19 protein-coding genes are annotated in these 23,828 nt (G+C 69.1%); 16 read left to right on the plus strand and 3 right to left on the minus strand.

The annotated features are described in order from the left end of the window. The first annotated feature begins 109 nt into the window (after positions 1–109). Together ASE96_RS08660 and ASE96_RS08665 are read left to right on the plus strand one after the other, a co-directional pair. Positions 110–1,579 (plus strand): glycosyltransferase family 87 protein, encoded by a 1,470-nt coding sequence (locus ASE96_RS08660; protein WP_056428774.1) that lies wholly within the window; start codon positions 110–112, stop codon positions 1,577–1,579. Next, on the plus strand, positions 1,572–3,011 hold the full coding sequence (locus tag ASE96_RS08665; RefSeq protein ID WP_056428775.1) for a phytoene desaturase family protein: 1,440 nt from the start codon (positions 1,572–1,574) through the stop codon (positions 3,009–3,011). The genes ASE96_RS08660 and ASE96_RS08665 overlap by 8 nt, the downstream gene beginning before the upstream one ends. A 13-nt stretch (positions 3,012–3,024) precedes the next feature. Here ASE96_RS08665 and ASE96_RS08670 read toward each other — a convergent pair whose 3' ends face one another. Both ASE96_RS08670 and ASE96_RS08675 read right to left on the minus strand, forming a co-directional pair. Next, positions 3,025–3,726 carry an ABC transporter ATP-binding protein gene (locus tag ASE96_RS08670; RefSeq protein ID WP_056428778.1) on the minus strand — a complete coding sequence of 234 codons (702 nt, stop codon included), beginning with the start codon at positions 3,724–3,726 and terminating at the stop codon, positions 3,025–3,027. Between the two features lie 36 nt (positions 3,727–3,762). Continuing rightward, on the minus strand, positions 3,763–4,857 hold the full coding sequence (locus tag ASE96_RS08675; protein WP_056428781.1) for an ABC transporter permease: 1,095 nt from the start codon (positions 4,855–4,857) through the stop codon (positions 3,763–3,765). A gap of 186 nt (positions 4,858–5,043) precedes the next feature. Here ASE96_RS08675 and ASE96_RS08680 point away from each other — a divergent pair, with 186 nt between their 5' ends. The 6 genes from ASE96_RS08680 (at position 5,044) to ASE96_RS08705 (ending at position 13,171) form a co-directional block, all read left to right on the plus strand. After that, the gene (locus tag ASE96_RS08680; RefSeq protein WP_056428783.1) at positions 5,044–6,423 is read left to right on the plus strand and encodes a sensor histidine kinase; all 1,380 of its coding nucleotides are present in this window, start codon (positions 5,044–5,046) and stop codon (positions 6,421–6,423) included. Beyond that, positions 6,420–7,076 (plus strand): response regulator, encoded by a 657-nt coding sequence (locus ASE96_RS08685; protein ID WP_056428786.1) that lies wholly within the window; start codon positions 6,420–6,422, stop codon positions 7,074–7,076. The genes ASE96_RS08680 and ASE96_RS08685 overlap by 4 nt, the downstream gene beginning before the upstream one ends. 222 nt (positions 7,077–7,298) lie before the next feature. Beyond that, entirely contained in the window at positions 7,299–9,287 is a 1,989-nt protein-coding gene (locus ASE96_RS08690) for a penicillin-binding transpeptidase domain-containing protein (protein WP_056428790.1), read from the plus strand. Positions 9,288–9,341: 54 nt separating this feature from the next. Further along, entirely contained in the window at positions 9,342–11,024 is a 1,683-nt protein-coding gene (locus ASE96_RS08695) for an ABC-F family ATP-binding cassette domain-containing protein (protein WP_056428793.1), read from the plus strand. 189 nt (positions 11,025–11,213) lie between these two features. Further along, positions 11,214–11,987, plus strand: coding sequence for a DeoR/GlpR family DNA-binding transcription regulator (locus ASE96_RS08700; RefSeq protein WP_056429294.1), 774 nt, complete (start codon positions 11,214–11,216; stop codon positions 11,985–11,987). After that, positions 11,984–13,171, plus strand: a complete 1,188-nt coding sequence (locus tag ASE96_RS08705) for an MFS transporter (RefSeq protein ID WP_056428797.1) — start codon at positions 11,984–11,986, stop codon at positions 13,169–13,171. The genes ASE96_RS08700 and ASE96_RS08705 overlap by 4 nt, the downstream gene beginning before the upstream one ends. On the opposite strand, the gene ASE96_RS08710 is transcribed toward ASE96_RS08705, so the two are convergent. Next, positions 13,107–13,820, minus strand: coding sequence for a phosphatase PAP2 family protein (locus ASE96_RS08710; protein WP_056428800.1), 714 nt, complete (start codon positions 13,818–13,820; stop codon positions 13,107–13,109). The genes ASE96_RS08705 and ASE96_RS08710 overlap by 65 nt on opposite strands. Positions 13,821–13,934: 114 nt before the next feature. Between ASE96_RS08710 and ASE96_RS08715 the strand changes: the two genes are divergently transcribed. The 8 genes from ASE96_RS08715 (at position 13,935) to ASE96_RS08750 (ending at position 23,810) form a co-directional block, all read left to right on the plus strand. Then, positions 13,935–15,431 (plus strand): bifunctional phosphatase PAP2/diacylglycerol kinase family protein, encoded by a 1,497-nt coding sequence (locus ASE96_RS08715; RefSeq protein WP_056428804.1) that lies wholly within the window; start codon positions 13,935–13,937, stop codon positions 15,429–15,431. A gap of 133 nt (positions 15,432–15,564) precedes the next feature. After that, entirely contained in the window at positions 15,565–16,509 is a 945-nt protein-coding gene (locus ASE96_RS08720) for an ABC transporter ATP-binding protein (protein ID WP_056428806.1), read from the plus strand. 3 nt (positions 16,510–16,512) lie between these two features. Continuing rightward, entirely contained in the window at positions 16,513–17,433 is a 921-nt protein-coding gene (locus tag ASE96_RS08725) for an ABC transporter permease (RefSeq protein ID WP_056428809.1), read from the plus strand. A gap of 31 nt (positions 17,434–17,464) precedes the next feature. Continuing rightward, a complete protein-coding gene (locus ASE96_RS08730; RefSeq protein WP_056428811.1) occupies positions 17,465–18,796 on the plus strand; it encodes a sensor histidine kinase in 1,332 nt (443 codons plus the stop codon). 14 nt (positions 18,797–18,810) lie between these two features. Continuing rightward, positions 18,811–19,533 (plus strand): response regulator, encoded by a 723-nt coding sequence (locus tag ASE96_RS08735; protein ID WP_056428814.1) that lies wholly within the window; start codon positions 18,811–18,813, stop codon positions 19,531–19,533. Positions 19,534–19,796: 263 nt separating this feature from the next. Further along, positions 19,797–21,245, plus strand: a complete 1,449-nt coding sequence (locus ASE96_RS08740) for an amino acid permease (protein WP_056429296.1) — start codon at positions 19,797–19,799, stop codon at positions 21,243–21,245. Positions 21,246–21,532: 287 nt separating this feature from the next. Beyond that, positions 21,533–22,453 (plus strand): intradiol ring-cleavage dioxygenase, encoded by a 921-nt coding sequence (locus ASE96_RS08745; RefSeq protein ID WP_056428816.1) that lies wholly within the window; start codon positions 21,533–21,535, stop codon positions 22,451–22,453. Between the two features lie 40 nt (positions 22,454–22,493). Beyond that, positions 22,494–23,810: a M18 family aminopeptidase gene (locus ASE96_RS08750; protein ID WP_056428820.1), complete on the plus strand. Its 1,317-nt coding sequence runs from the start codon at positions 22,494–22,496 to the stop codon at positions 23,808–23,810. Positions 23,811–23,828: the final 18 nt, after the last annotated feature.

A 23,828-nucleotide genomic window follows, 5' to 3' on the forward strand; every position in this document is an offset into this window, starting at 1 on the left:
GCGCCAGCGCCTAAGCGCCAGCGCCAATCCGGGCGCCCGGTCCACACCCGCCCGGCCATCCGCCCGGCGCAGCACATCCAGCCGGACCCGCCCCGGTAAGCTCAGGGACATGCAGGAGACAAAGCCGCCGGAGCAGCGCCGACGCGTCCGACTGGTCATTCCGAGCCGCAACGACCCCACGCTGAGGAACTTCACGGAACTGATCGGCGGACCCATGGGCCGCCGCTCTGCCCCCGGCATCGTCTCCCCCGGATTTTTCACCGTGGAACGTGTCCTGATCCTGCTGACCGTCCTGGCATCTGTCATCGGCATCCTGCTGAAGTCCTATTGCCGCAGCAACGGGTGGGAAACCCCGGGCCAGTTCTATGCGACCTGCTATTCGGATTTCCCGGAGTTGTTCAAGAACCGGGGGCTGGGCGACGGGGCCTTCCCCTTCATCACACAGGGGACGTTCTTCGAATACCCCGTCCTCATGGGCTTCATCGCCGGAGCCACGGCCCTGCTGGTGCCCGGCGAGGGCGTCTCGGCCACGCGCATCCTGGCCTACTTCGACATCAACGCCGCCTTGATCCTGGCCGTCTGGATCGTCACGGTGGTCGCCACGGCACGGATGGCCCGCCGTCGGCCGTGGGACGCGGCAATGGTCGCGGTGGCCCCCGGCATGATCCTGGCCGGCACGATCAACTGGGACATGTGGGCTGTGGGGCTCCTGGCCCTGGGAATGTACTGCTTCTCCCGGAACAAACTGGTGCTGGCCGGGATCTTCATCGGCCTGGGCACGGCCACGAAGCTCTACCCGGTGCTGGTTCTTGGCGCGGTCCTGCTCCTGGCCCTGCGCACCGGGCGGATCCGCGGCGTCCTGGTCACCGCCGGCGCCGCAGCCGCCGCGTGGCTGGCGGTCAACCTCCCGGTCGCCGCCGTCAACCCGGAGGGCTGGAAATACTTCTACGATTTCACCGAGGACCGGCCCGCCGGCTACAGCTCGCCCTGGTTCGCCTACAACCTCGTCGCCGGTCGGCTGGGCTTGCTCCCCCTGCAGCCCGAGGCGATCAACACCCTGGCAATGAACCTGTTCGTGCTGGCCTGTGTGCTGATCGGTGTGCTGGCCCTGACCGCACCCCGGCGGCCCCGGCTCGCGCAGCTCACTTTCCTGATCGTTGCCGCATTTATCCTGACCAACAAGGTCTACTCACCCCAGTTCGTCATCTGGCTCATCCCGCTGCTTGCCCTCGCCCGGCCCCGTTGGCGGGACTTCCTGATCTGGCAGACCTTCGAGGCGCTGCACTGGGCGGCAGTCTGGATGTACCTCGGACAGGTGACGAGCGGCGGTGTCTCCCAGCACAATATTGATATGCCCTACTACGTCCTCGCCGTGGTCTTCCATATGGCCGCCACGGGCTACCTGATGGCGCGGGTGGCCCTGGAGATCTGGGATCCCGGCCATGACGTTGTCCGCCGGCACGGGACGGATGATCCGCAGGGCGGGCCGTTCGAAGGCCTTCCGGACCGGTTACGGGTGGATCTGCTGCGCCCCTCGGCCTCCGTGCTGCCGTGGCGAAAGGCCCCCGCAGATGCCTGATGTTGCCGTCGTCGGGTCAGGACCCAACGGGCTCGCCGCGGCGGTAACCCTGGCCCGTGCCGGGCTGAAGGTGCACGTCTACGAGGCGGCACCCGCCCCCGGGGGCGGGCTGCGCACCGCCGAGCTCATGGAGCCCGGCCACTTTCATGATGTGTGTTCGGCAGTGCACCCGATGGCCCTGGCCTCGCCGTTTTTCCGGCAGTTCGAGCTCTCGCGGCGGATCCGGCTGGAGGTGCCCGACGTCTCCTACGGCACGCCGCTCGACGGCGGCCGGGCAGCGCTGGCCTACCGCTCCCTGGAGCGGACGGTTGCGCACCTGGGGCGCGACGGCGGCGCCTTCGGACGGCTGATGGCCCCGCTGGTGCAACGGGCGGACGGCGTCGCGGACCTGACGCTAAACCAGCTGCTCCGGCTGCCGCGCGACCCGGTCGCTGCCGCCCTGTTCGGCGTCCGTGTCCTGGAGCAGGGCTCGGGGCTGTGGGGGGTGAGGTTCCGGGAGGAACTGGCGCCCGCGCTGCTGACCGGCGTCGCGGCGCACGCCGTGGCGCAACTGCCCGCCCCCGCCGCGGCCGGAGCGGGCCTGATGCTGGGGACACTGGCCCACACGGTCGGCTGGCCGGTCCCGGTCGGCGGCTCCGGGGCGATCGCGCAGGCCTTGGTGGCGGACCTTGAAGCGCACGGCGGGGCGGTGGAAACCGGGGCCAGGATCGGGTCACTGGCGGAGCTGCCCCCGGTCCGCGCCACCTTGCTGGACGTGGCGCCGCCCGGACTCCTGAGACTGGCGGACGGCAGGCTCCCCGACCGGTACCGCCGCGCCCTTGAGCAGTTCCGGTTCGGCAACGGGGCATGCAAGGTGGACTTCATCCTCTCCGGCCCGGTCCCGTGGGCAGCGTCCGGACTGGCCGACGCAGGCACAGTCCACGTCGGCGGCACCCGTGCGGAGATGGCCGAAGCCGAAAACCTCGTCGCCGCGGGGCGGCATCCGGACCGCCCCTATGTCCTGGTCTCCCAGCCCTCGCGCTTCGATTCCGGGCGGGCACCCGGCGGCCGGCACATCCTCTGGAGCTACTGCCACGTGCCGGCGGGTTCCAGCGTGGACATGGCCGAGGCAGTGATGTCCCAGCTGGAGCGCTTCGCCCCGGGATTCCGGGACCTTGTCATCAGTCTGCAGGTCACCACTGCCGCTGAGCTTGGTGCCTACAACGAGAACTACGTCGGCGGTGACTTCAGCGCCGGCCTGATGGACCTCCGGGGGATCATCCGGCGCCCCGTCCTGGGACCCGTTCCCTGGCGGACTCCCCTGCCCGGCGTGTACCTGTGTTCCTCCTCCACGCCACCCGGTCCCGGTGTGACCGGGATGCCGGGATACCACGCCGCAAGATATGCCTTGAAGGACATATTTGGTCTCGCGGTTCCGCGCCTCGGGATCTAGGACGCCCCCGCGCTCAGCCCCGGGCCGCGCTGACCGCCTGCGGGGCGGAGAGCCTGCCGTCGCGCATGCTGGCCACCGTATCCGTCATCGGGACGAATCCGGTGTCATGGGTGACCATGACCGTGGCCACCTCGAACTCGTCGGTGACCCGGCGCAGGAGTCCCACGATTGCCTCGCTCCGTTCCCGGTCAAGGGCTGCCGTGGGTTCGTCCACCAGCAGCACCGCGGGATCCCCCATCAGCGCACGGGCAATATTGACCCGTTGCCGCTGCCCTCCGGAGAGCTGGTGGGGACGCTTGCCGGCAGCGGGAGCCAGGCCAACGAGATCCAGAAGCGCTGCGGCGCGCGTGGCCGCCGCCCGCGCCGGCTTGCCGCGCAGGTGGTCGCCGATAACCAGTTGCTCCAGGGCCGTGAGGGACGGCAGCAGATTGGGCTGCTGGAAGATGATGCCGATCCTGTCGCGGCGCAGCGAGGTGCGGTCAGCTTCCGACAGGCCGCCGGCGTCGATCCCGTCGATCACCACAAGGCCCGCGGTGGGCCTGACGAGCGTGGCGGCGACGGCCAATAGAGAGGACTTGCCCGATCCGGACGGCCCCACAAGGGACAGGAACTCCCCCGGGGCCAGTTTCACGTTGACGGCATCGAGTGCCTTGAGGGTGCCGTCGCCGTCGGGGTACTGGAGGGTGACGTCGACGAGGTTGAGGGCGTTTTTCATGAGGTATGCCTTTCGGGGAATGCTGATGCGGGGGTACTAGTTGCCGCCGAGGGCCAGCAGGGGATCCACCCGGGTGATGCTGCGGACCGCCAGGGCGGCCCCGGCGAGACCGAGGACCACGATCCCCGCGATGGGCAGGAGTATGGTCTCCGCGGTCAGCAGGAACGGGGCTGCTGTGGCTGCGAGGACCCCGCCAGCCACCCCGGCGGCACCCCCGGTCACCGCACCGGCCAGCAGCACCACCGCAGCCTGGACCATGGCGTCCTTGAGGACATAGCCGGAGGACGCGCCGAGGGCCTTGAGGACGGCGATATCCCGGGTGCGCTGGACGGTCCAAACGGTCAGGAACGCCACGATGACCAGGGCCGAGATGCCGTACAGGAAGGCCTGCATGAGCAGGAGGGAACCGTTTTCGCTCTTGTAGGAGCTGAGGGCCTGGAACGAACCGTCCCGGGTGGTGCTGACGGTCCCGGCCGCCGCGTTGGCGGCGTCGACATCGAGGGACTGGCCGCCGTCGGACGTGACCGCGATGATGGTCGCAGCGGCGTCCTTGCCGGTGATGTGGGCCAGCGTCCGCCAGTCGGCGAGGGTGGTCCACACAACGCCGGTATGGGAATACCACTGGTCCGGGACGACGGCGGACACGGTCAGTTCGGTGCCGCCCACCGTGGCACGGCTCCCCGCCTGCAGCTTGAGTTCCTTGGCAAGGCTGGCGCCGACCACCACCGTTCCCTCGGCCACGGGGCCCGGCGCCAGGCCGGAGCCTTCGGTTCCGAAGACCGCGACGCTGGCCGTCCCGGACGGCGAACCGGCCGGGCCAAGAGCCTGGAAGCGGCTTTGGCTGATACCCAGCAGACCGGCGTCCGCAACACCCTCGCGGGCGGCCCAATCAGCCAATTGTGTGCGGGTGACCTCCGACTCGGTGAAGGACGCCTTGGCGCTGTCGCCGGCGGGAGCCCCGAAGACTATCTGGTCCGCCGGCAGTGCGGCGAGGGCCGACGTCGACTGGTTGCCCAGCCCGGCCGTGAGGCCGGAGAGCAGCACCAGCAGCAACGTGATGAGCGCGACGACTCCGCCCATCAGAACAAAGCGTCCTTTGGCGAAGCGGAGGTCGCGGAGAGCGAGATACATGGGAGTCCTTTTCACGGGGATTGTGGTCTTGGTTCCAGCCTCCCGCCGCGGTTCCGGTCCGGCATCGCCCGCGCGGCTGAGCCTGCAGGGCGGAGTGGTTGACCCGCCGGTCAACCAAACGGTTGATAGTGGCGCGGCGGCAGGGATTCGGGCGGATCCGGCCCCGTCCGGCACTACGCTGAAAGCATGGATGTCAAGGTTCACAGTGCGCCGGAGGTGACCGCTACGGGCGGCCCGACGAGTGCTGCCGTGATTTTGCGCGTCCTCCGGGTGTGCCTTCACAGCGGCTTTGCCGTGCTCCTGCTCGTCGCCGTGGCGCGGCTGTTCAGCACCGGACTTCGGGGCGCGGACTGGCTCATCGTGGGCCTCGCGCTGGTTCTCGCCGCCGTCTACGTGCTGGGTACCGTCCTGGAGAAACGGCACTCCTCGGATTCGTCCCGGTTTGATCCCCGGCCATATTCGACCCTGTGGCTGGCCGCCGTCTGCCTGCTCTGGCTGCTGCTGATCTGGGCCAGCCCCGACTTCGTGTGGCTGGCCTTCCCGCTCTTTTTCCTGCAGCTGCACGTGCTGACGCTGCGGCTGGCGCTGCCGGCGATAGCCCTGAGCACCGTGCTGGTGATTGTGGCGCTCTGGTTCCACAACACCGGGGCTGACGGGGCCGCCCTGCAGTTGCCGATGGTGCTGGGACCTGCCTTCGGGGCCGCCTTTGCCGTGGTCACCGGGTTGGCCTACCGGGCGCTCTACCTGGAAGCCGAAAGCCAGCGGCTTGCCGCCGAGGAGCTGCGCCGCACCCGCACCGAACTTGCCCGCAGCCAGCATGACGCCGGCACGCTGGCCGAACGCGCCCGGCTGGCCCGCGAAATCCATGACACGCTTGCCCAGGGCTTCTCCAGCATTGTGCTGATGGGCCGTTCGGCGGAAAAGGCCCTCGACGACGGGGACACCGCTACGGCCCGCGACCGGCTCCGGACCGTCCAGGAGACGGCAGCTGCGAACCTGGCCGAGGCCCGCAACTTTGTCCGCGGCCTGCAGCCCCCCGCACTTGCGGGCGACACAGCGTTGAACACAGCGGGAAACACAGCGGACCCAGCGGGCAACGCCGCACAGCCCGCGGCGGAGGACCCCCTGGTCAACAGCCTGCGCCGGCTCTGTGAAAAGACCGAAACCGAGGCCGCCGCCCGCGGCACCCGGCTGCGGTGCCGCTTCGACCTTGAAGGAACCCCGGTGGACCTTCCCAACCCGTACCGCACCACCCTGCTTCGGGCCGCACAGGCAAGCCTTGCGAACGTGTGGGTGCACGCCAAAGCGGAGACCGCCGTCGTGACCCTGTCCTTCCTGGGCAGCGAAGTGGCGATGGATATCTACGACGACGGCGCAGGGTTCGACCCCTCGGCGGTTACGGCCCCCGCCGGCCGTCCGGACGGCTCCGGCTACGGACTGAAATCGCTCCAGGAACGGGTGGCTGCGCTGGCCGGCAGCCTGGACATCGAGTCCGCATCCGGCGAGGGAACGGTGGTGGCCATCCGGCTCCCGCTCGGGGAGTCCCCGGCACGGAACGAACCGTGAACGATATCCGTGTGTTGCTGGTCGATGACCACCCGGTGGTCCGGGCTGGACTGCGGGCCATGCTGAGCGACTTCGAAGGCATCACTGTCGCCGCGGAAGCGGCCGACGGCGGTGCAGCCCTGGCCGAGCTGTCCCGGCTCCATACCCTCGGCGAGCCGGCCGACGTCGTGCTCATGGATCTGCAGATGGGCGCCGGCATGGACGGTGTCACGGCGACCGGCAGGATCAAAGCGGGCGAGGCCGGACAGCCCGCTCCGCCGGTGCTCATCCTCACCACCTATGACTCCGACGCCGACATCCTCGCCGCCGTGGAAGCCGGGGCCAGCGGTTACATGCTCAAGGACGCGCCGCCGGAACAGATCCGCCAGGCGGTACTCTCGGCCGCGGCGGGAAAGACCGCGCTGGCACCCGAAGTGGCCGCCCGGCTCATGGGCCGTATCCGCAATCCAGAACCGGTCCTGTCCGCCCGCGAGATCCAGCTGCTGGAGCTGCTCGCCACCGGCCTGGGGAACCGGGCCATCGCCAAGCAGCTCTTCATCTCCGAGGCCACGGTCAAGACCCACCTCGTGCATATTTACGGCAAGCTCGGCGTGGACAACCGCACGGCCGCGATCTCCGTGGCGACGCAGCGCAGGATCATCCGGCGCTTCTAACTCCCTTTCTCACCCGGGCCGCCGCGCTGCTGCCCAGTTACCCGTTGCCAGCGGTGTTCCCCGTTGCGGATAATCCCCGGAATTCCGCGGAACTTCATGACTCCGGGGCGGGTGCACTCCGGAGCAACCGGGCGGGAACGTCAGGCCGGGGTCGGGATATCGTGTCCTCGGCAGGCCGTATGTGACAGGGGCATTGTCAGCAGCACGGTGCATAATGGCGCGGTGGGGAACATTTCGAAACTTTCAGCTGCCCTTATTGGTTTGATTCTCGGCGCCTCGCTGGTGGCCTGCGACGACGGCAGGGCCGGTGCGCAGGACGCCGCGAAGCAGCTGGCATCCGCTGTCTCAGCGCTCGACGTCGGCTCGGTCGCCTTCGAGGGCCAGGAGTCCGGCGCGGCCAATGAGCAGCTCAAAGAGGTGTTTAAGGCACTGGACCCGCTCAAACCCTCGGTGGCGAGCGGTGAGCTGCAGCTGGAGTCCGAGACAGCCACGGTTCCGCTCAGCTACAGCTGGAAGATCGGCTCCGGGGAGTGGAAATACACCGTCTCCGCCCAGCTGAAGAAGTCCGGCGACAAATGGCTCACGGTGTGGACCCCGGAGCTGCTGGTTCCCGGCCTGGCAGCCGGCGAAGTCCTGGGCACCTCCAGCGACTCCCCGCCGCGGGCCGACATCCTCGGCGCCGGCGGCGCCAAGCTGGTCACCGAACGGCCGGTGGTGAACGTCGGCATCGACAAACCCCTGCTGGCCGCCGCCGATCCGGCGGAGTCTGCCACCCGCCTCGCCGAACTGGTGGGAGTGGACCCCGCGGCCTACGTGCAACAGGTCCAGGCGGCCGGCCCTGAGGCCTTCGTTACCGCCATCACCCTGCGCCAGGACGGCCGGACCATCACTGACGAACAGATCGCCGCAATCCCCGGGGCCCGGGCAATCGCCGATTCGCTTCCCCTCGCCCCCACCCGCACCTTCGCCCGGGCCTTGCTGGGCACTGTGGGGGAGGCCAGCGCCGAGCAGATTGAGAAATCCGGCGGCGCCCTCCTAGCAGGCGACACCACCGGCACCGGCGGGCTGCAGCAGCAGTACGACGCGCAACTGCGGGGTACCAGCGGCACCCAGGTCTATGCCGAAAAGGCGGGACTCACCGCCGAGCAACGGCGGGCCCTGCTCAACGGCGGGCGCCGGGTCCTGTTCCAGGTCGATATGAAGGCCGGGACTCCGCTGAAAACCACCCTGGATCCCAAGCTCCAGCAGCTGGCCGAGGACACCCTGGGGAAGGTGGGCCCGGCCTCGGCCATCGTCGCCCTCCGGCCTTCCAGCGGGGCCGTCCTCGCCGCGGCCTCCGGACCGGGCAGCAACGGCTACGACACCGCGCTGCTGGGCCAGTACGCCCCCGGTTCCATCTTCAAAATCGTCGATTCCCTGGCCATGATCCGAAACGGCATGAGCCCGGATTCAACGGTTGACTGCCCGGCCACCCTGTCCGTGGACGGACGGACCTTCAAAAATGCCGAAGGCTACCCTGCCGCCTCGCTGGGTTCCGTGACGTTGCGCGACGCCTTTGCGCACTCCTGCAACACGGCGTTCATCAACGCCCGGGACAAGGTCAGCCAGGCCCAGCTGGAATCCGCCGCCACGTCCCTCGGCGTCGCCGTGGAAGCCCCCGCCCTCGGGGCCGGCGCGTTCCTCGGCTCGGTTCCGGGCGAGGCCTCGGGGACCGAGCACGCGGCCTCCATGATCGGCCAGGGGAAGGTACTGATGTCCCCGCTGGCCGCCGCCATCATGGCCGGCTCTGTCGCGAAGGGCTCCCCCGTCTCCGCGCAGCTTGTGCTGAACCCCGACGCCGGCGACGCGGCTGCAGGCACCGAAACAGCCGCCCAGGCCACCCCGTCGGAGGGCACGACGGCGTCGTCCGCCCCCGCCCCGGCAAAATCCTCCGGCACGCCGGTGACGGCAGCGGAGGCCGCCGCACTGAAGGACATGATGCGCGCGGTGGTGACCTCCGGCCATACCGGCTTCCTCGCCTCCGTCCCGGGCGCCCCGGTCGCGGCCAAAACCGGAACAGCCGAATTCGGCAAGGACAACCCGCCCAAGACGCACGCCTGGATCGTGGCCGTTCACGGGGACCTCGCGGTCGCCGTGTTCGTCGAGGAAGGCGGACTGGGCGCCACCGTCTCGGGTCCGCTGCTGAAGGAATTCCTGACGGCCGCCGGCTGACCCCTCCCTTGGGGCGGCGCCGGCCCGCCGCCACGGCCGTGGGAGGATGGAAGTGTGGCTCATATTGACGTTTCCAACATCGATTACTTCCTCTCCGACGGCACCCAGCTGCTCAACGGCGTGACCTTCAAGGTCCCGGACGGCACCAAAACCGCACTCATCGGGCCGAACGGAACCGGCAAGACCACGCTGTTCCGGATCATTTCCGGCGACCTCGTTCCCGACGAAGGCGTGATCGGCCGATCCGGCAACATGGGCATCATGCGCCAGTTCGTTGGCCAGGTACGGGACGAATCCACCGTCCGCGACCTGCTGGTCTCCGCCGCCCCGCCGGCACTGGCAGCAGCAGCCCGCGCCGTCGATGAAGCCGAACTGGCCATGATGGAGCACGACGACGAGCCCACCCAGATGAACTACGCCCAGGCGATCGTCGACTGGGGCGACGCCGGCGGGTACGACGTCGAAACGGTCTGGGACGAGGTCTGCATGGCCGCCCTCGGCCTGCCGTTCGACCGTGCGCAGCACCGCCCGGCGTCGAGCCTCTCCGGCGGCGAGCAGAAGCGCCTGGTGCTTGAGGCGCTGTTCGCCGGCCCCGACGAGCTCCTGCTCCTCGACGAGCCGGACAACTACCTCGACGTCCCCGGCAAGCGCTGGCTTGAGGCCAAGCTGAACGAGTCTAAGAAGACGGTCTTCTTCATCAGCCACGACCGCGAACTGCTCAACAACGCCGCGGGCCGCATCGTCACGTTGGAACCGGGCATCAACGGCGCCGGCGCGTGGATCCACGGCGGCGGCTTCGGCTCCTATGTGGACGCCCGCGCGGACCGGAACGCCCGCTTCGAGGAGCTCCGCAAGCGCTGGGACGAGGAGCACGTGAAGCTCAAGGAACTCGTCAACATGTACAAGAACAAGGCCGCGTTCCGCTCGGATATGGCCAACAGGTACCACGCCGCGCAGACGCGCCTGGCGAAGTTTCTCGAGGCCGGGCCGCCCGAGGCGCTGCCGATCGAGCAGAACGTGCAGATGCGGCTCAAGGGCGGCCGGACCGCCAAACGTGCCGTCGTCGCCGACAAGCTGGAGCTCACCGGGCTGATGAAGCCGTTCTCCACGGAGGTCTGGTTCGGGGACCGCGTCGGCGTGCTCGGTTCCAACGGCTCCGGCAAGAGCCACTTCCTGCGCCTGCTCGCCACCGGCGGCACCGACCCGGAGCGGGAGCACCTGCCGGTGTCCGACGTCGACATCGCCGAAGTCCCGCACGAGGGCACGGTGAAACTCGGCGCCCGGATCCGGCCCGGCTTCTTCGCCCAGACCCATGTCCGGCCCGACCTGCTGGGCAAGACCCTGCTGGAAATCCTGCACCGGGGCGACGAGCACCGGTCGGGGCTGGGTCGAGAGGCGGCGGCCGGCGCCCTGGACGGTTATGGGCTGGCATCGCAGTCGGAGCAGAAGTACGAATCCCTCTCCGGCGGGCAGCAGGCGCGGTTCCAGATCCTGCTCCTGCAGCTCTCCGGCGCAACCCTGCTGCTGCTCGACGAGCCCACGGACAACCTGGACCTGCACTCGGCCGAGGCGCTGGAGCGGGCCATCGACCACTTCGAGGGCACCGTCCTGGCCGTGACGCACGACCGCTGGTTCGCCCGGACCTTCGACCGGTTCCTGGTCTTCGGCTCCGACGGCAGGGTCTACGAATCGGCCGAGCCCGTCTGGGACGAAAAACGCGTCGAACGCGCCCGCTGACCCGACGCTCCCTCACGTCCTGCACGTTTTGCGCCGACGCTTCCTCATCTGGTGAGGGAGCGTCGGCGCTTTTCGTGCGCAAGATGCGGGAGGGTTGGGCTATTTGGGGGTGTCGCGCTTGTTCTCGCAATGTCGGGGCGCTGCTGCGCAATAAATGATTAAATGATCACGCCGCGCTAGCATATGTTCATGAACACTGACGAGCGGCACCGCCGCATCGGCGAGCTGTTGCGCCACCGGGACCATGTGAGCGTCGATGAGCTAATGGCCGAATGCGGCGCCTCGGGTGCCACGATCCGGCGCGACCTGGACGTGCTGGAGCTCCACGGGGTTCTCCGCCGGGTCCATGGCGGCGCCCGGAGCCTCGTGCTGCGGGGGGAAACCCCCGAATACGGCCAACGCGAACTCGAGGACCACGCCGCCAAGGTGCGGATTGGAGCCGGGGTGGCCGCCCTGCTGAAGGACCGCGGCCACGTCTGGCTGGACAGCGGCACCACGGCCACCGAGGTGGCCCGCCAGCTGCAACAAAGGGAATTGACCCTGATGCCAATGTCGTTGCAGGCCGTTAATGCGATTGCCGCCGGCGGGACGGCGGCCGGCCGGCGTCCCGAACTGCTGTTGCCCGGCGGGCGCCTCCTCCCCGGGGAGCTGTCCTTCCGCGGCCCCATGACGGAATCCTCCATCCGCTCGCTGCGGTTCGACACGGCCATTGTGACGCCCTGCGCACTGAACCTCCGGGACGGACTGCTGGCCCACGACCTTGAGGATGCCGCGGTGAAACGTGCCGGCGTGGAATCCGCGGGCCGGGTGATCGTCGCCTGCTCCGGAACCAAATGGAACGCCAGCGCCGTCGCGCTCGTCGCATCCCTCGATGCGGTGGACGTCCTCGTCACGGACAAGCAACTGAGCCCCGACGAACGTGCCCGGCTCACCCAACACTCGGTGGAAGTAGTGATCGTATGACTAAGACGGCAACCCGACCGCAACTCAAGGCCGCTGCCGCGGCGACCTTCCTGATTTTCGGGATCAACGGGCTCGTGTTCGCCAGTTGGGCCGCCCGGATTCCCGCGGTGACGGACATCCTGCATATTTCCTCGGGACAGATGGGAACCCTGCTGCTGTGCGTCGCGGCGGGCTCCCTGATCGCACTGCCCACCGCCGGCCACGTCGTGGGCCGCATCGGGACGGCCAATGCCGTCCGGGCCGCGGGCCTTGTCGCCGCCGTGGCCGGCGTCGGGGTGGCTCTGGCGCTGCTGGCGGAGTCCGTCCCCGGGACTGCCATCGCACTGGTCTTCTTCGGCATGGGGATCGGGCTCTGGGACGTCTCCCAGAACATAGAAGGCGCCGACGTCGAGCACAAACTCGGGCGCACCATCATGCCGCAGTTCCATGCCGCCTTCAGCGGCGGCGCGTTCCTGGGGGCCCTGATCGGAGCGGGCCTGGCAGGGCTTGGGGTCGGGCTCCCGGCGCACCTGCTGGTGATCGCCGCCATCGTCGCCGTGCTGACGCTGTTTGCGCCGCGCTACTTCCTGCCGCATACCCCGGCGCCCGCGCCGGCGGCAGGGGAACCGCGGGAACACAAGGGCCGCTCGGCCTGGCGGGACGGACGAACACTGCTGATCGGTGTGGTGGTGCTGGGCGCGACGCTCACCGAGGGGGCCGGCAACGACTGGATCGCCAAGGCCGCGGTGGACGGCCTGGATGCCACGGAGTCCACCGGGGCCCTGCTGTTCGCTGCCTTTGTCCTGGCCATGACCGCAGTGCGCTTCTTTGGCGGCCGGGCGATCGACGCCTACGGCCGGGTGGTTGTGCTGCGTGCCAGCATGGGCGCCGCCGCCGCAGGGCTGGGACTCTTCGTACTGGCCGGCAACCTCTGGCTGGCCACGGCCGGCGCGGTGCTCTGGGGCGCGGGAGCCGCCCTCGCGTTCCCGATGGGCATGTCCGCCGCGGCCGACGACCCGAAATACGCGGCGGCCCGTGTGTCCGTGGTGTCCACGATCGGCTACGTCGCCTTCCTGGCCGGGCCGCCGTTGCTGGGCTACCTCGGTGATCTGATCGGAATCCGGCTGGCGCTGCTGGCCATCATGATTCCGATTCTAGGAGCGCTGCTGCTCGCCGGCGCCGCGAAGCCCTTGCGCGCCACGTAAGCAGGCGGCGGGCGTCTCCATTCTCCTGGATGCATATGTCCTGGTAGAACAGCCAGAGCAGGAGCACCACCGGGACCGCCAGGCACACGCTTCCCACGGTGTCCACGAGCCAGTGGGCGGACAGATATGTCCGGCTGACCATCATGGCCAGCACTCCGAACGCCGCGATCACCCAGGCCCAGGCGCGCCCCGCAAGGAGAGCCACCACCACGAGGAATGCCGTGGTGCTTGCCACGTGACCGGACGGGAATGAACCCGTGTCGGTCAGGACGATCGTGTTGTCCGGACGGTCCCGCAGGATGCCGGCCTTGAGGATCTGGGTGAAAATCAGGACGGCGATGCCGGCGACCGCGGCGAAGACGGCCGTCTGCGGGCGCCTTCTCAGCAGCAGTGCTGCAACGACCAGCGCATGGAGCACAAGGACACCCCGGTAACCGGCCAGGTTGAGGAAGGCGTTGATCCCGTCCCAGAACGGGCTGCGCAGGGCGGCGATCCCACGGGCCCAGCCCTCGTCCAGGCCCTGGAAAGGCGGCAGCCGCACCTCCGCAACGAGGAGTCCCCCAAGGACCGCACCGAGGGTGAGCAGGGCCGTGCTGGCCGCGATCACGCGGCCCGTGGACAATCGCTGAGGATCCAGCACTCGGGTCATTGCCCCATCCTAGCCAACCGGGATGGCCTGGCATCCGCACGCTGCTGCCGCCGAATCCTTCGGCAGCTGCCTTGCCTGACAGCGCGGCCCCCGCCCCGGCAGTAGGGTGGTCGCATGCGAAGCATCTTGCGGAGGGCGCCGGGCCGGTTCGAACGACTGGACCGGACGCTGGTACGCGCCGTGTCCGGCCTCCCCGGCGGCAGTCATGACGAATTCTTCCGGCGGCTGTCCGCCGTGGCGAACAAGGGCAAGCTCTGGTTCGGCATCGCCGCCGTGATGGCGCTCTTCCCCGGGAGGACGCGCCGGGCCGCCGTCCACGGGTTGCTGGCGCAGGCCGTGGCCTCAGCGGTCACGAACTTAGGTTTCAAGACCCTGTTGCCGCGCGCCCGGCCGCTGCCGGAGCACCTTCCGGCCTTCAGGTTCGTCCATCCCCAACCCACCAGCTCATCCATGCCCTCGGGCCATTCCGCCTCTGCCGTGGCGTTCGCCGTCGGCGCCGGACTGGTGCGGCCGGCCCTTGGCGCCGCGTTGGCCCCCCTCGCGGCGGGCGTCGCCTACTCGCGGGTCCACACCGGCGCCCACTGGCCCTCGGATGTGTTCTTCGGATCGGCGATCGGTGCGGGTGCCGCCGTGGTGACCCGAAAGTGGTGGCCCGTGCGGCCGCCATTTCCCGAGGTCCGGCGGAGCGCCGTTGTAGCCGCGAAGCTGCCGGGGGGCGAAGGCCTGGGCATCGCGGTCAACACGCTGGGCGGCTCCTATGCGGCGGAGACCGCAGCTGCCCTCCAGAAAGTATTCCCCAAGGCGTATATAAAAGAAATCTCCCCGGACGAGGACGTCACGGAGGAAATCTCCCGGGTCGCCGGCCGCCCCGGGATCGTGGCACTGGGCGTCTGGGGCGGGGACGGGACCGTTGGCACGGCGGCTGCGACCGCCGTCGAGCATTCCCTCCCGCTCCTGGTTCTTCCGGGCGGGACGCTGAACCATTTCGCGCGGGACGCCGGAACTCCCACCCTCGAGGCCGCCGTTGAAGCCGCGTCCCGCGGCGAAGCGGCACGGGCGGACCTTGGCCTGGTGGCTGTGGAGCGCGGACTGCCGGACAGCCCCGCACGGCTCCACCTGGCCATGCTCAACACGGCGAGCATCGGCCTCTACCCGAACCTCGTGCGCCGGCGCGAACTGCTGCAGCCCGCGCTCGGCAAACCCGTGGCCGGCGTCGTTGCAATGTTCCGGACCTTTGCCGCCGGAACACCCACCACCCTGGTGGTCGACGGGGTGCGGCACAAACTCTGGATCCTGTACGTCGGGCGCGGACGGTACTACCCCCGCGACCATGCCCCGCTGGTGCGCCCGGTCCTGGATGACGGCGTCTTCGACCTCAGGCTCATCACCGCGGATGAATCATTCGCCAGGCTCCGGCTGCTGTGGTCCGTGCTGACAGGAACCGTCGCCACGTCCCGGATCACACACCTGAGCGAACGCAGCAGCATCCGGGTGGAACCGGGCGATACATCCATGGTCCTTGCGGTGGACGGCGAGGTCATGCCGGGGGTGCGTGGCGTCGAGTTCTCGGTCCTGTCCGGCGCCCTGACGTACTACTCGCCGGCATCCTGACACCCGGACGCCGTCATCCTCCCGGACTACCCTGAGTCGACCCTGAATCATCCCTGAGACCGGCGAAATCGGTGCTTCGCCTCGGTAGCGTGGTGTGTACACACCCCCTACTGCTAGGTAAAGGAACGCTTCCATGATCGAAGCACGAGGCCTGACCAAGGTTTACGGCGAAAAGACCGCCGTCGCCGGAGTCAACTTCACCGTCGAAGCCGGCCGGGTCACCGGCTTCCTGGGCCCGAACGGGGCCGGCAAATCCACCACCATGCGCATGATCATGGGGCTGGACCGGCCGACGTCGGGCTCCGTCACCGTCAACGGCGTGCCGTTCGACCGGCACCACGCGCCGCTGCGCGATGTCGGCGCCCTGCTGGACGCCAAGGCGGTCCACACCAGCCGTTCGGCCTACAACCACCTCCGGGCAATGGCCGCCACGCACAGCATCCCCAAGAAGCGGGTGCACGAAGTCATCGAAATGACGGGCCTGGCCGATGTGGCCAAGAAGAAGGTCGGCGGCTTCTCGCTCGGCATGGGACAGCGGCTGGGGATCGCCGCGGCGCTGCTCGGGGACCCACAGACCGTCATCCTGGACGAGCCCGTCAACGGCCTGGACCCGGAAGGCGTTGTCTGGGTCCGCAACCTCGTCAAATACCTGGCCTCCGAGGGGCGCACCGTCTTCTTGTCCAGCCACTTGATGAGCGAAATGGCCGTCACCGCTGACCACCTGATTGTGATCGGACGCGGCAAGATCATCGCCGACGCCCCCATCCAGGACATCATCAACGGCAAGGGCCGGATCCGCACCCGCGTCCGCACCGACCAGCCGGACCAGCTGATGCAGCTGCTCGCGGGGGACGGCGTTTCCGTGGAACTGCAGGACAACGAACTGCTCGAGGTCACGGGCCTGGATCCGCGCCGGATTGCCCGCGCGGCCCTCGACAGCCACGTCATGATCTACGAACTCACCCCGCTGCAGGCCAGCCTCGAGGAGGCCTATATGGAGCTGACCAAGGATGAGGTCGAGTACCACTCGCTGATCACCACGGGCGACCACGCCCCCGTCCCGTCCGGAGGCAACTGAACCATGAGTTCCACCACTTTTGAACCCACCCCGCCAAGCCGCGGCGAGCACGGCGGAACGGCCGGCAACACGGCAAACAACACGGCAGGCAACCGGGCCGGCGACAGCCTCAGCACCGGCCCGGGCCCCAGCTTCCCCCGGGTGCTGAACTCGGAATTCATCAAGTTCCGCACTCTCCTGTCCACGCTGATCCTGCTGGGCTGCACCGTGCTGGTGGTTGTGGGCTTCGGTGCCCTCTCCGCCTGGGGCACCGGACAGTTCGCCGAGGCTGCCAGCACCGACCCGGAAGCGGCCGCCGCCTTCGCGGCCCAGGGCGGGGACCTCGCCGTCGGCGTCCCCACGTCCGGCATCGCGTTTGCCCAGCTGATCCTGGGTTCGCTCGGGGTGCTGCTGATGAGCTCCGAGTTCACCACAGGCATGGCCCGCTCCACCTTCGCGGCCGTCCCCAAGCGGCTTCCGGCGTTCGCCGCCAAGCTGCTTGTGGTCATGGTGACGGCGTTCGTCCTCACCGCCGCCTCCGTGTTCCTGGCAGGCCTCGTGTCCCTGCCGATCCTGGACAACTACAACCTCAACCTGGACCTCTCCAGCTCGCAGTCGGTGAAGATGCTGCTCATCAACAGCCTCTACGTCGCCGCCGTCGCCGCCATCGGCATGGCCCTGGGTGCGATCATCCGCAACTCCGCCGGTGGCATCATGAGCCTGGTCGGGCTGTTCTTTGTGGCCCCGATTGCCTTCCAGCTGATCCCGGGCGACTTCTTCGTCGAGGCCCGCAAGTACCTGCCCGGCAACACGGTCGAACCGATGATCGCCGTGGAGCATCTCCCGGACGCCCTGGAAGCCTGGCAGGCAGCCTTGGTGCTGGGCGCCTGGGTGGTCGTCCCCGTGGTCCTGGCCGCCGTGCTGCTCAAAAAGCGGGACGTGTAGTCCGCCCGTGCTCACCGTTTAGGCTCAGAGCATGATCGATGCAGTTCCAGTGCAGGACGCGCCGGCCGGCCAGGCCGACGCGTCCCTCGCTGAAATCACCGCGCGGCGCCGCGGCCGAGTCCGGCGCTACCTGTTCCAGCATCCGCGCGCCATGGATGCCGTGGTGGTGGCCTGCTACCTGCTGCTTGTCACCCCGACAGCGGTGGAATCGGCGCTCGACGGCGTCTGGCCGGTTGCGCTGCTGCTCGCGGCGACTGCGGTGGCCCTGGCGTTCCGGCGGAGCCACCCGGTCGCAGTGGCGGCCGTCGTGGCGCTGCTCGAGGTGGGGGTGACGCTGCTCCACCCCTGGGGTTCCAACGTTTCTGCCGGGTTGTGGTTTGCGCTTTACTCCGTGGCGGTGGTGCGCAGCCGGCGTTTCGCCCTCGCGACCCTGGCCGCGGCCACGGCGCCGCTGGTGCTCCTGTACTTCCTGCTGGCAGTGGGTCCCCTGGATGGCCGGTTGCCGGATATGGGGGTCAGCACGCCGGAGAACTTCCAGCTCATCACCAGTATCGCGGCCGCGGTGAGCATCACCCTCTCCAATGTCATTGCCACCGGGATCGGCGTCTCGGTCCGGCAGCGGCGCGAGCACGAGCATGAGATTGCCGCGTGGGCAGCGAGGACCGCGCGGCTCGCGTCGGTCACGGAACGCAACCGGATCGCCCGCGAGATGCATGACATCGTGGCGCATTCACTGACGGTCATGATCAGCCTGTCGGACGGGGCCGCCGTCGTGGTCAAAAGGAACCCCGCGCAGGCCGCGGCGGTCCTCGGGGAACTCTCCCGCACAGGCCGCGCGGCGCTGGCGGACATGCGGCGCGTCCTTGGCGTGCTGCGCGACGACGCGGGCCCCGCGCAGGCGCCGCGGGAGCCGCTCGCCGCCGGGGACAACCTGGGCAAGCTGCTTGAAGGCTTCCGCACCGCGGGACTCCCGCTGCACTACACCCACACCGGGCCGTCGCTGCCGGACGACGCCGCGTTCCGGCTGACCGTTTACCGGATCGTGCAGGAGTCGCTGACAAATGTGCTGCGCTACGGCCGTTCCCTGGGCCGGGTGGATGTGGCGGTTGTCCGCGACGGACCCACTGTCACGATCGACGTCGTCGACGACGGCAGGGGCTCCGTCGACTCCGGCGGCTCCGCCGCGGCGCCGGCGTCGCGGGATTCCCCCGGGCCGGTGGGCACCGGGCAGGGCCTCGCCGGCATGCTGGAGCGGGCCCGGATCTACGCCGGCACCGTGCAGGCAGGACGGAGCGGGGACCGCGGCTGGCGCGTGCACGCCGTCCTGCACTGGAACGGCGACAACGAAAGCACGGGCACATGAGTCAAGGGGAACCGATGAGTACCGGACCGATCCGCGTCCTGCTGGTGGACGACCAGCCGCTCCTGAGGATGGGCTTCCGCCTGATCCTGGACGGCGAGGATGACCTGAGTGTTGTGGGCGAGGCGTCCGACGGCGCCGAAGCGGTGCGCCAGGTCCGGGACCTCGCGCCCGACGTCGTGCTGATGGACGTGCGGATGCCGGTGCTGGACGGGATCGGGGCCACGCAGGCCATCGCCGCCTCCGGTGCCCGCGCAAAGGTTATTATCCTGACCACGTTCGACCTCGACGAATACGCATTCGCGGGGCTCCGGGCCGGTGCCTCGGCCTTCCTGCTCAAAGACGTGGCGCCCGCCGAACTGGTCAGCGCCGTCAGGGTGGTGGCGAGCGGCGACGCGGTGGTGGCGCCCCGCGTCACGCAGCGGCTGCTGGAAACGTACGTCCGGGGCGGCGGGGCGGGAGCGGGCGGCCGGGCCGCTGGGCAGGGGGCCCCCACCGGGGGCCGGGCTACCAGTGACCCGCTGCTGGAGGACCTGACCCCGCGCGAAGCCGAGATGCTCGGAGCGATGGCTGAGGGGCTCTCCAACGCCGAAATTGCGCACCGGTATTTCCTCTCGGAAGCCACCGTGAAGACGCACGTGCGCCGGATCCTCAACAAGCTGCACCTGCGCGACCGGGTCCAGGCCGTGGTGTACGCCTACGAGACCGGCCTGGTGGTGCCCAGCAATCCGGACTACTGAGGCAGCGGTCGAGGGCACAGCATCCGGCGGCGGAGCCTGAAGCAGTGGTTTCAGGCACATTTCTGAATTGCCCTTGAGGCAACTTTCGTTGCCTCACGGGCCTTGTTCTTGGCATTATGCCCGGCCCGGGCTCCCGTCATTTGTGGGATTGCACAGAACGGGCGCTTCCCCGCCCGGTCTAGGGTGAAACGTCAATGTGGTCCGCCGCACAACTTTCAACGATCCACCCGCGGACCCGCACAATCCACGAAGGACGGCGCTTCATGCAGGCTGACCAACAGCTTTCCAAATCCCTGAAACCCCGGCATCTGTCCATGATCGCCATCGCCGGCGTGATTGGCGCCGGGCTGTTCGTCGGCTCCGGCGCGGCGATCCAGCAGGCAGGCCCGGGGATTCTGGTCGCCTACGCGGCGGCGGGACTCGTCGTCATCCTGGTCATGCGGATGCTTGGCGAGATGGCCGCGGCCAACCCGGAAACAGGCTCCTTCTCGACGTACGCGGACAAGGCGCTGGGCCGCTGGGCAGGATTCAGCATCGGCTGGCTGTACGCCTGGTTCTGGATCATCGTCCTGGGCATCGAGGCCACGGCGGGCGCGGCGATCATGCACCGCTGGGTCCCGGGGGTCGACCAGTGGGTCTGGGCGCTGCTGCTGATGGTGGTCCTGACTCTGACCAACCTGGGTTCGGTGAGGTCCTTTGGCGAGTTCGAGTTCTGGTTCGCGTCCATCAAGGTGGCGGCGATCGTGCTTTTCCTGCTCTTCGGCGTCGCGGCAATCCTCGGCTTCATCCCGGGCGTCCCGGCCCCCGGCGTAAGCAACCTGTTGGAAAACGGCGGCTTTATGCCCAACGGACCCGGTGCCGTGCTGGCGGGCATCCTCGTTGTTGTCTTCTCCTTCTTCGGCGCTGAAATCGCCACCATCGCCGCCGGCGAGTCTGAAAATCCCGTCGACGCGGTCAAGAAGGCCGTGAAGTCCACCGTCTGGCGCATCCTCGTGTTCTACATCGGGTCCATCGCGGTTGTGGTCACCCTCCTGCCCTGGAACTCCGCCTCCGTGGCCAAGAGCCCCTATGTCGCCGTCATCGAGCTGTACGGCATCCCGGGCGCCGGCACCATCATGGACATTGTGGTGCTGACCTCCGTGCTGTCGTGCCTCAACTCCGGCCTGTACACCGCCAGCCGGATGCTGTTCTCGCTCTCCCGCCGCGGCGACGCGCCGCGGTCCTGGATGCGGATCTCCAAGCGCGGCGTTCCGGCCGCCGCCGTCCTGGCCTCCACCGTGGTGGGCTTCATCACCGTTGGCCTGAATTACATCGCCCCGGACACGGTGTTCCTGTTCCTGGTCAACACCTCGGGCGCCATTGCCTTGTTCGTGTGGCTCGTGATCGCCGGCTCGCAGCTGATCCTGCGCCGCCGCATGGGCGCCGCTGCCAAGGACCTCCAGCTGAAGATGTGGCTCTTCCCTTATCTGACCTGGGTGGCCATCCTCAGCATCGTCGCGCTGCTGATCGGCATGCTCCTCCTGGAATCCACGCGCGAATCACTGCTGCTCTCCCTGGCCCTCGCCGCCGTTGTGGTCGGTATCGGGTTGTGGCGCTACCGCAAGAACGGCGGGAAGTTCCCGGCCGCGGTCAGCAACGGAACCGACGCCGGCAAGGACGGGACCAGCGAGCCTGCCGAAGACGTCACCGTGGGCGCCGGCCCGGCGGCGTAGCACCGCGGGACATGCCCGGTCCTGGGGCGCCGCCCGGCCGCAGACTCGGCGGCACCGCGGGACATGCCCAGTCTTGGTGCCCTGCGGTGGACATGGTGGCATGCTGTCCACTCGGCGAAGCCAAGGGAGAGCATGTCCCGCGGGCCTGGGGGGACATGCCCAGTCCTGGCCGCCGGGGAGGGCATGTCCCGGAGGCCTGCCGGCGCCCGGACTGCTCCGGAGCCAGCCACAGCACCCTCACAGGGAGGGCCTAGCCAAGGCATAGTGCTCCGGGGTTGCATGGACGCATGACCCCTACCCCGCAGCCCCCGCATGAACCGCACCCCAACCACGATCGCGGCCTGGAATTCGACCTCTCCACCCTCCTGAGCCGCCGCTCGCTGGGCATGTTCCTCGGTGCCGGAGCGGCTGCCGCCCTGGCCGCGTGCACCCCGGGCGGTTCCACAGCGGGCGGATCGTCCGCCTCCACGGGAGCGGCGGCGGCGTCCGCCCCGACGTCGGCGGCCTCCGGCACCGCGGCGGTGACGGCCACGCCCTCCGCCTCTGCCTCGCCGACACTGACCCGCGCGATCGCCGAGTGCGGCGTGGAAATCCCGGAGGAGACCGCCGGACCGTATCCCGGCGACGGCTCCAACGGCCCGAACGTCCTGGCAGCCTCGGGCGTCGTCCGGAAGGACATCACCTCCAGCTTTGGCACCTCCAGCACCACGGCCGACGGCGTGCCGCTCACCGTCACGCTGACCCTCCTCGACAACGCCAACGGCTGCGCACCCCTGGGCGGGGCCGCCGTCTACGCCTGGCACTGCGACAAGGACGGCAGATACTCCATGTACGACGCCGGGCTGACGAACGAGAACTTCCTTCGCGGCGTGCAGGAGGCCGACGCCAACGGCCAGGTGACCTTCCAGACGATCTTCCCCGGCGCGTACAGCGGCCGCTGGCCGCACATCCACTTCGAAGTCTTCGAGTCCATGGACAACGCGACGGCGGCTGGGCAGGTCCTCGCCGTGTCCCAGATCGCCCTGACCGACGCTGCCTGCAAGGAGGTCTACGCCTCAGCCGGTTATGAATCCAGCGCCCGGAACTTCCCCCGGACCACGCTGACGTCAGACAACGTCTTCGGCGACGACGGCGGCATCTACCAGCTGGCCACAATGACGGGATCGGTGTCCGGCGGATACACGGCCGGGCTCAACGTCACCGTCTAGGCACCCGTCGGGCCGACGGCACGGCGCTAGACTCGGAGCCATGCCTTCACAGTCCAACGCCGCAGCCCACATTCAGGACCTCGGCGCGTACGTTACCGCGTCGCCGTCGAGCTTCCACGCCGTCCACGAGGCCGCCCGCCGGCTTGACGAGGCAGGATTCACCGCCCTGGACGAGCTCCAGCCCTGGGCCCCGGCCTCCGGCGGCGGCGCCGGTAAGTCCTACATGATCCGCGACGGCGCGATCATCGCCTGGGTGACGCCGGAGACGGCCGGCCCCACCACCGGTTTCAACATCCTGGGTGCTCACACCGATTCGCCGTCGTTCAAGCTCAAGCCCAAACCCACCACCGGTAAGTTCGGCTGGCTGCAGGCCGGCGTGGAGGTCTACGGTGGCCCCCTGCTCAACTCCTGGCTGGACCGCGAACTGCAGCTCGCCGGGCGCTTGGTGATGCGCGACGGCACCCAGCACCTCACCGCCACGGGGCCGCTGCTGCGGTTCCCCCAGCTGGCCATCCACCTGGACCGCGCCGTGAACGAGGGGCTGGCCTTGGACAAGCAGCAGCACATGAACCCGGTCTACGGGCTCGGGGACCCAGCGGGGGAGGACCTGCTGGGCCTGCTGGCCGACCGGGTTCCGGGCGCGGACGTGGACTCGGCTCAGATCGGCGGCTACGACGTCGTCATCGCGGACACCCAGGCCCCCGCCGTCTTCGGCGCGAAGGGCGAGTTCTTCGCCTCCGGCCGGCTGGACAACCTTTCGGCCACCCACGCCGGGCTCGCGGCGCTGATCGCCCACGCAAACGCGCCGCAGCCTGCGGGGGCGCCGATTGCCGTGCTGGCCGCGTTCGACCATGAGGAGATCGGCTCCGCCTCCCGGTCCGGAGCAAGCGGGCCCATCCTCGAGGACGTGCTGGTGCGCATTTCCGACGGTCTTGGCGCCACGGCTAGCCAGCGCCGTCAGGCCTTCGCGGCGTCGTTCTGCGTGTCCGCCGACGCCGGCCACGCCGTCCACCCGAACTACGCCGAGCGGCACGATCCGGCGAACCGGCCGGTCCTGAACGGCGGCCCGCTGCTGAAGATCAACGCCAACCAGCGCTACGCCACGGACGCCACCGGCGCCGCCCTCTGGGCGCGGCTGTGCGCGGACGCTGGCATCCCGTACCAGGAGTTCGTCTCCAACAACGTGATGCCGTGCGGCTCCACGATCGGGCCGCTGACGGCGACCCGCCTCGGCATCCGGACGGTCGACGTCGGGGTGCCCCTGCTGTCGATGCACTCCGCCCGCGAACTCTGCGGCGTCGAAGATCCGTACAGGCTGGCGAAGGTGACGGAGCTGTTCTTCCGGACGCGGGCGTAGGAACAGGGCCTGGCCCGG

Origin of the sequence: Arthrobacter sp. Leaf69 (assembly GCF_001422645.1) — a bacterium.
Taxonomy (GTDB): Bacteria; Actinomycetota; Actinomycetes; order Actinomycetales; family Micrococcaceae; genus Arthrobacter.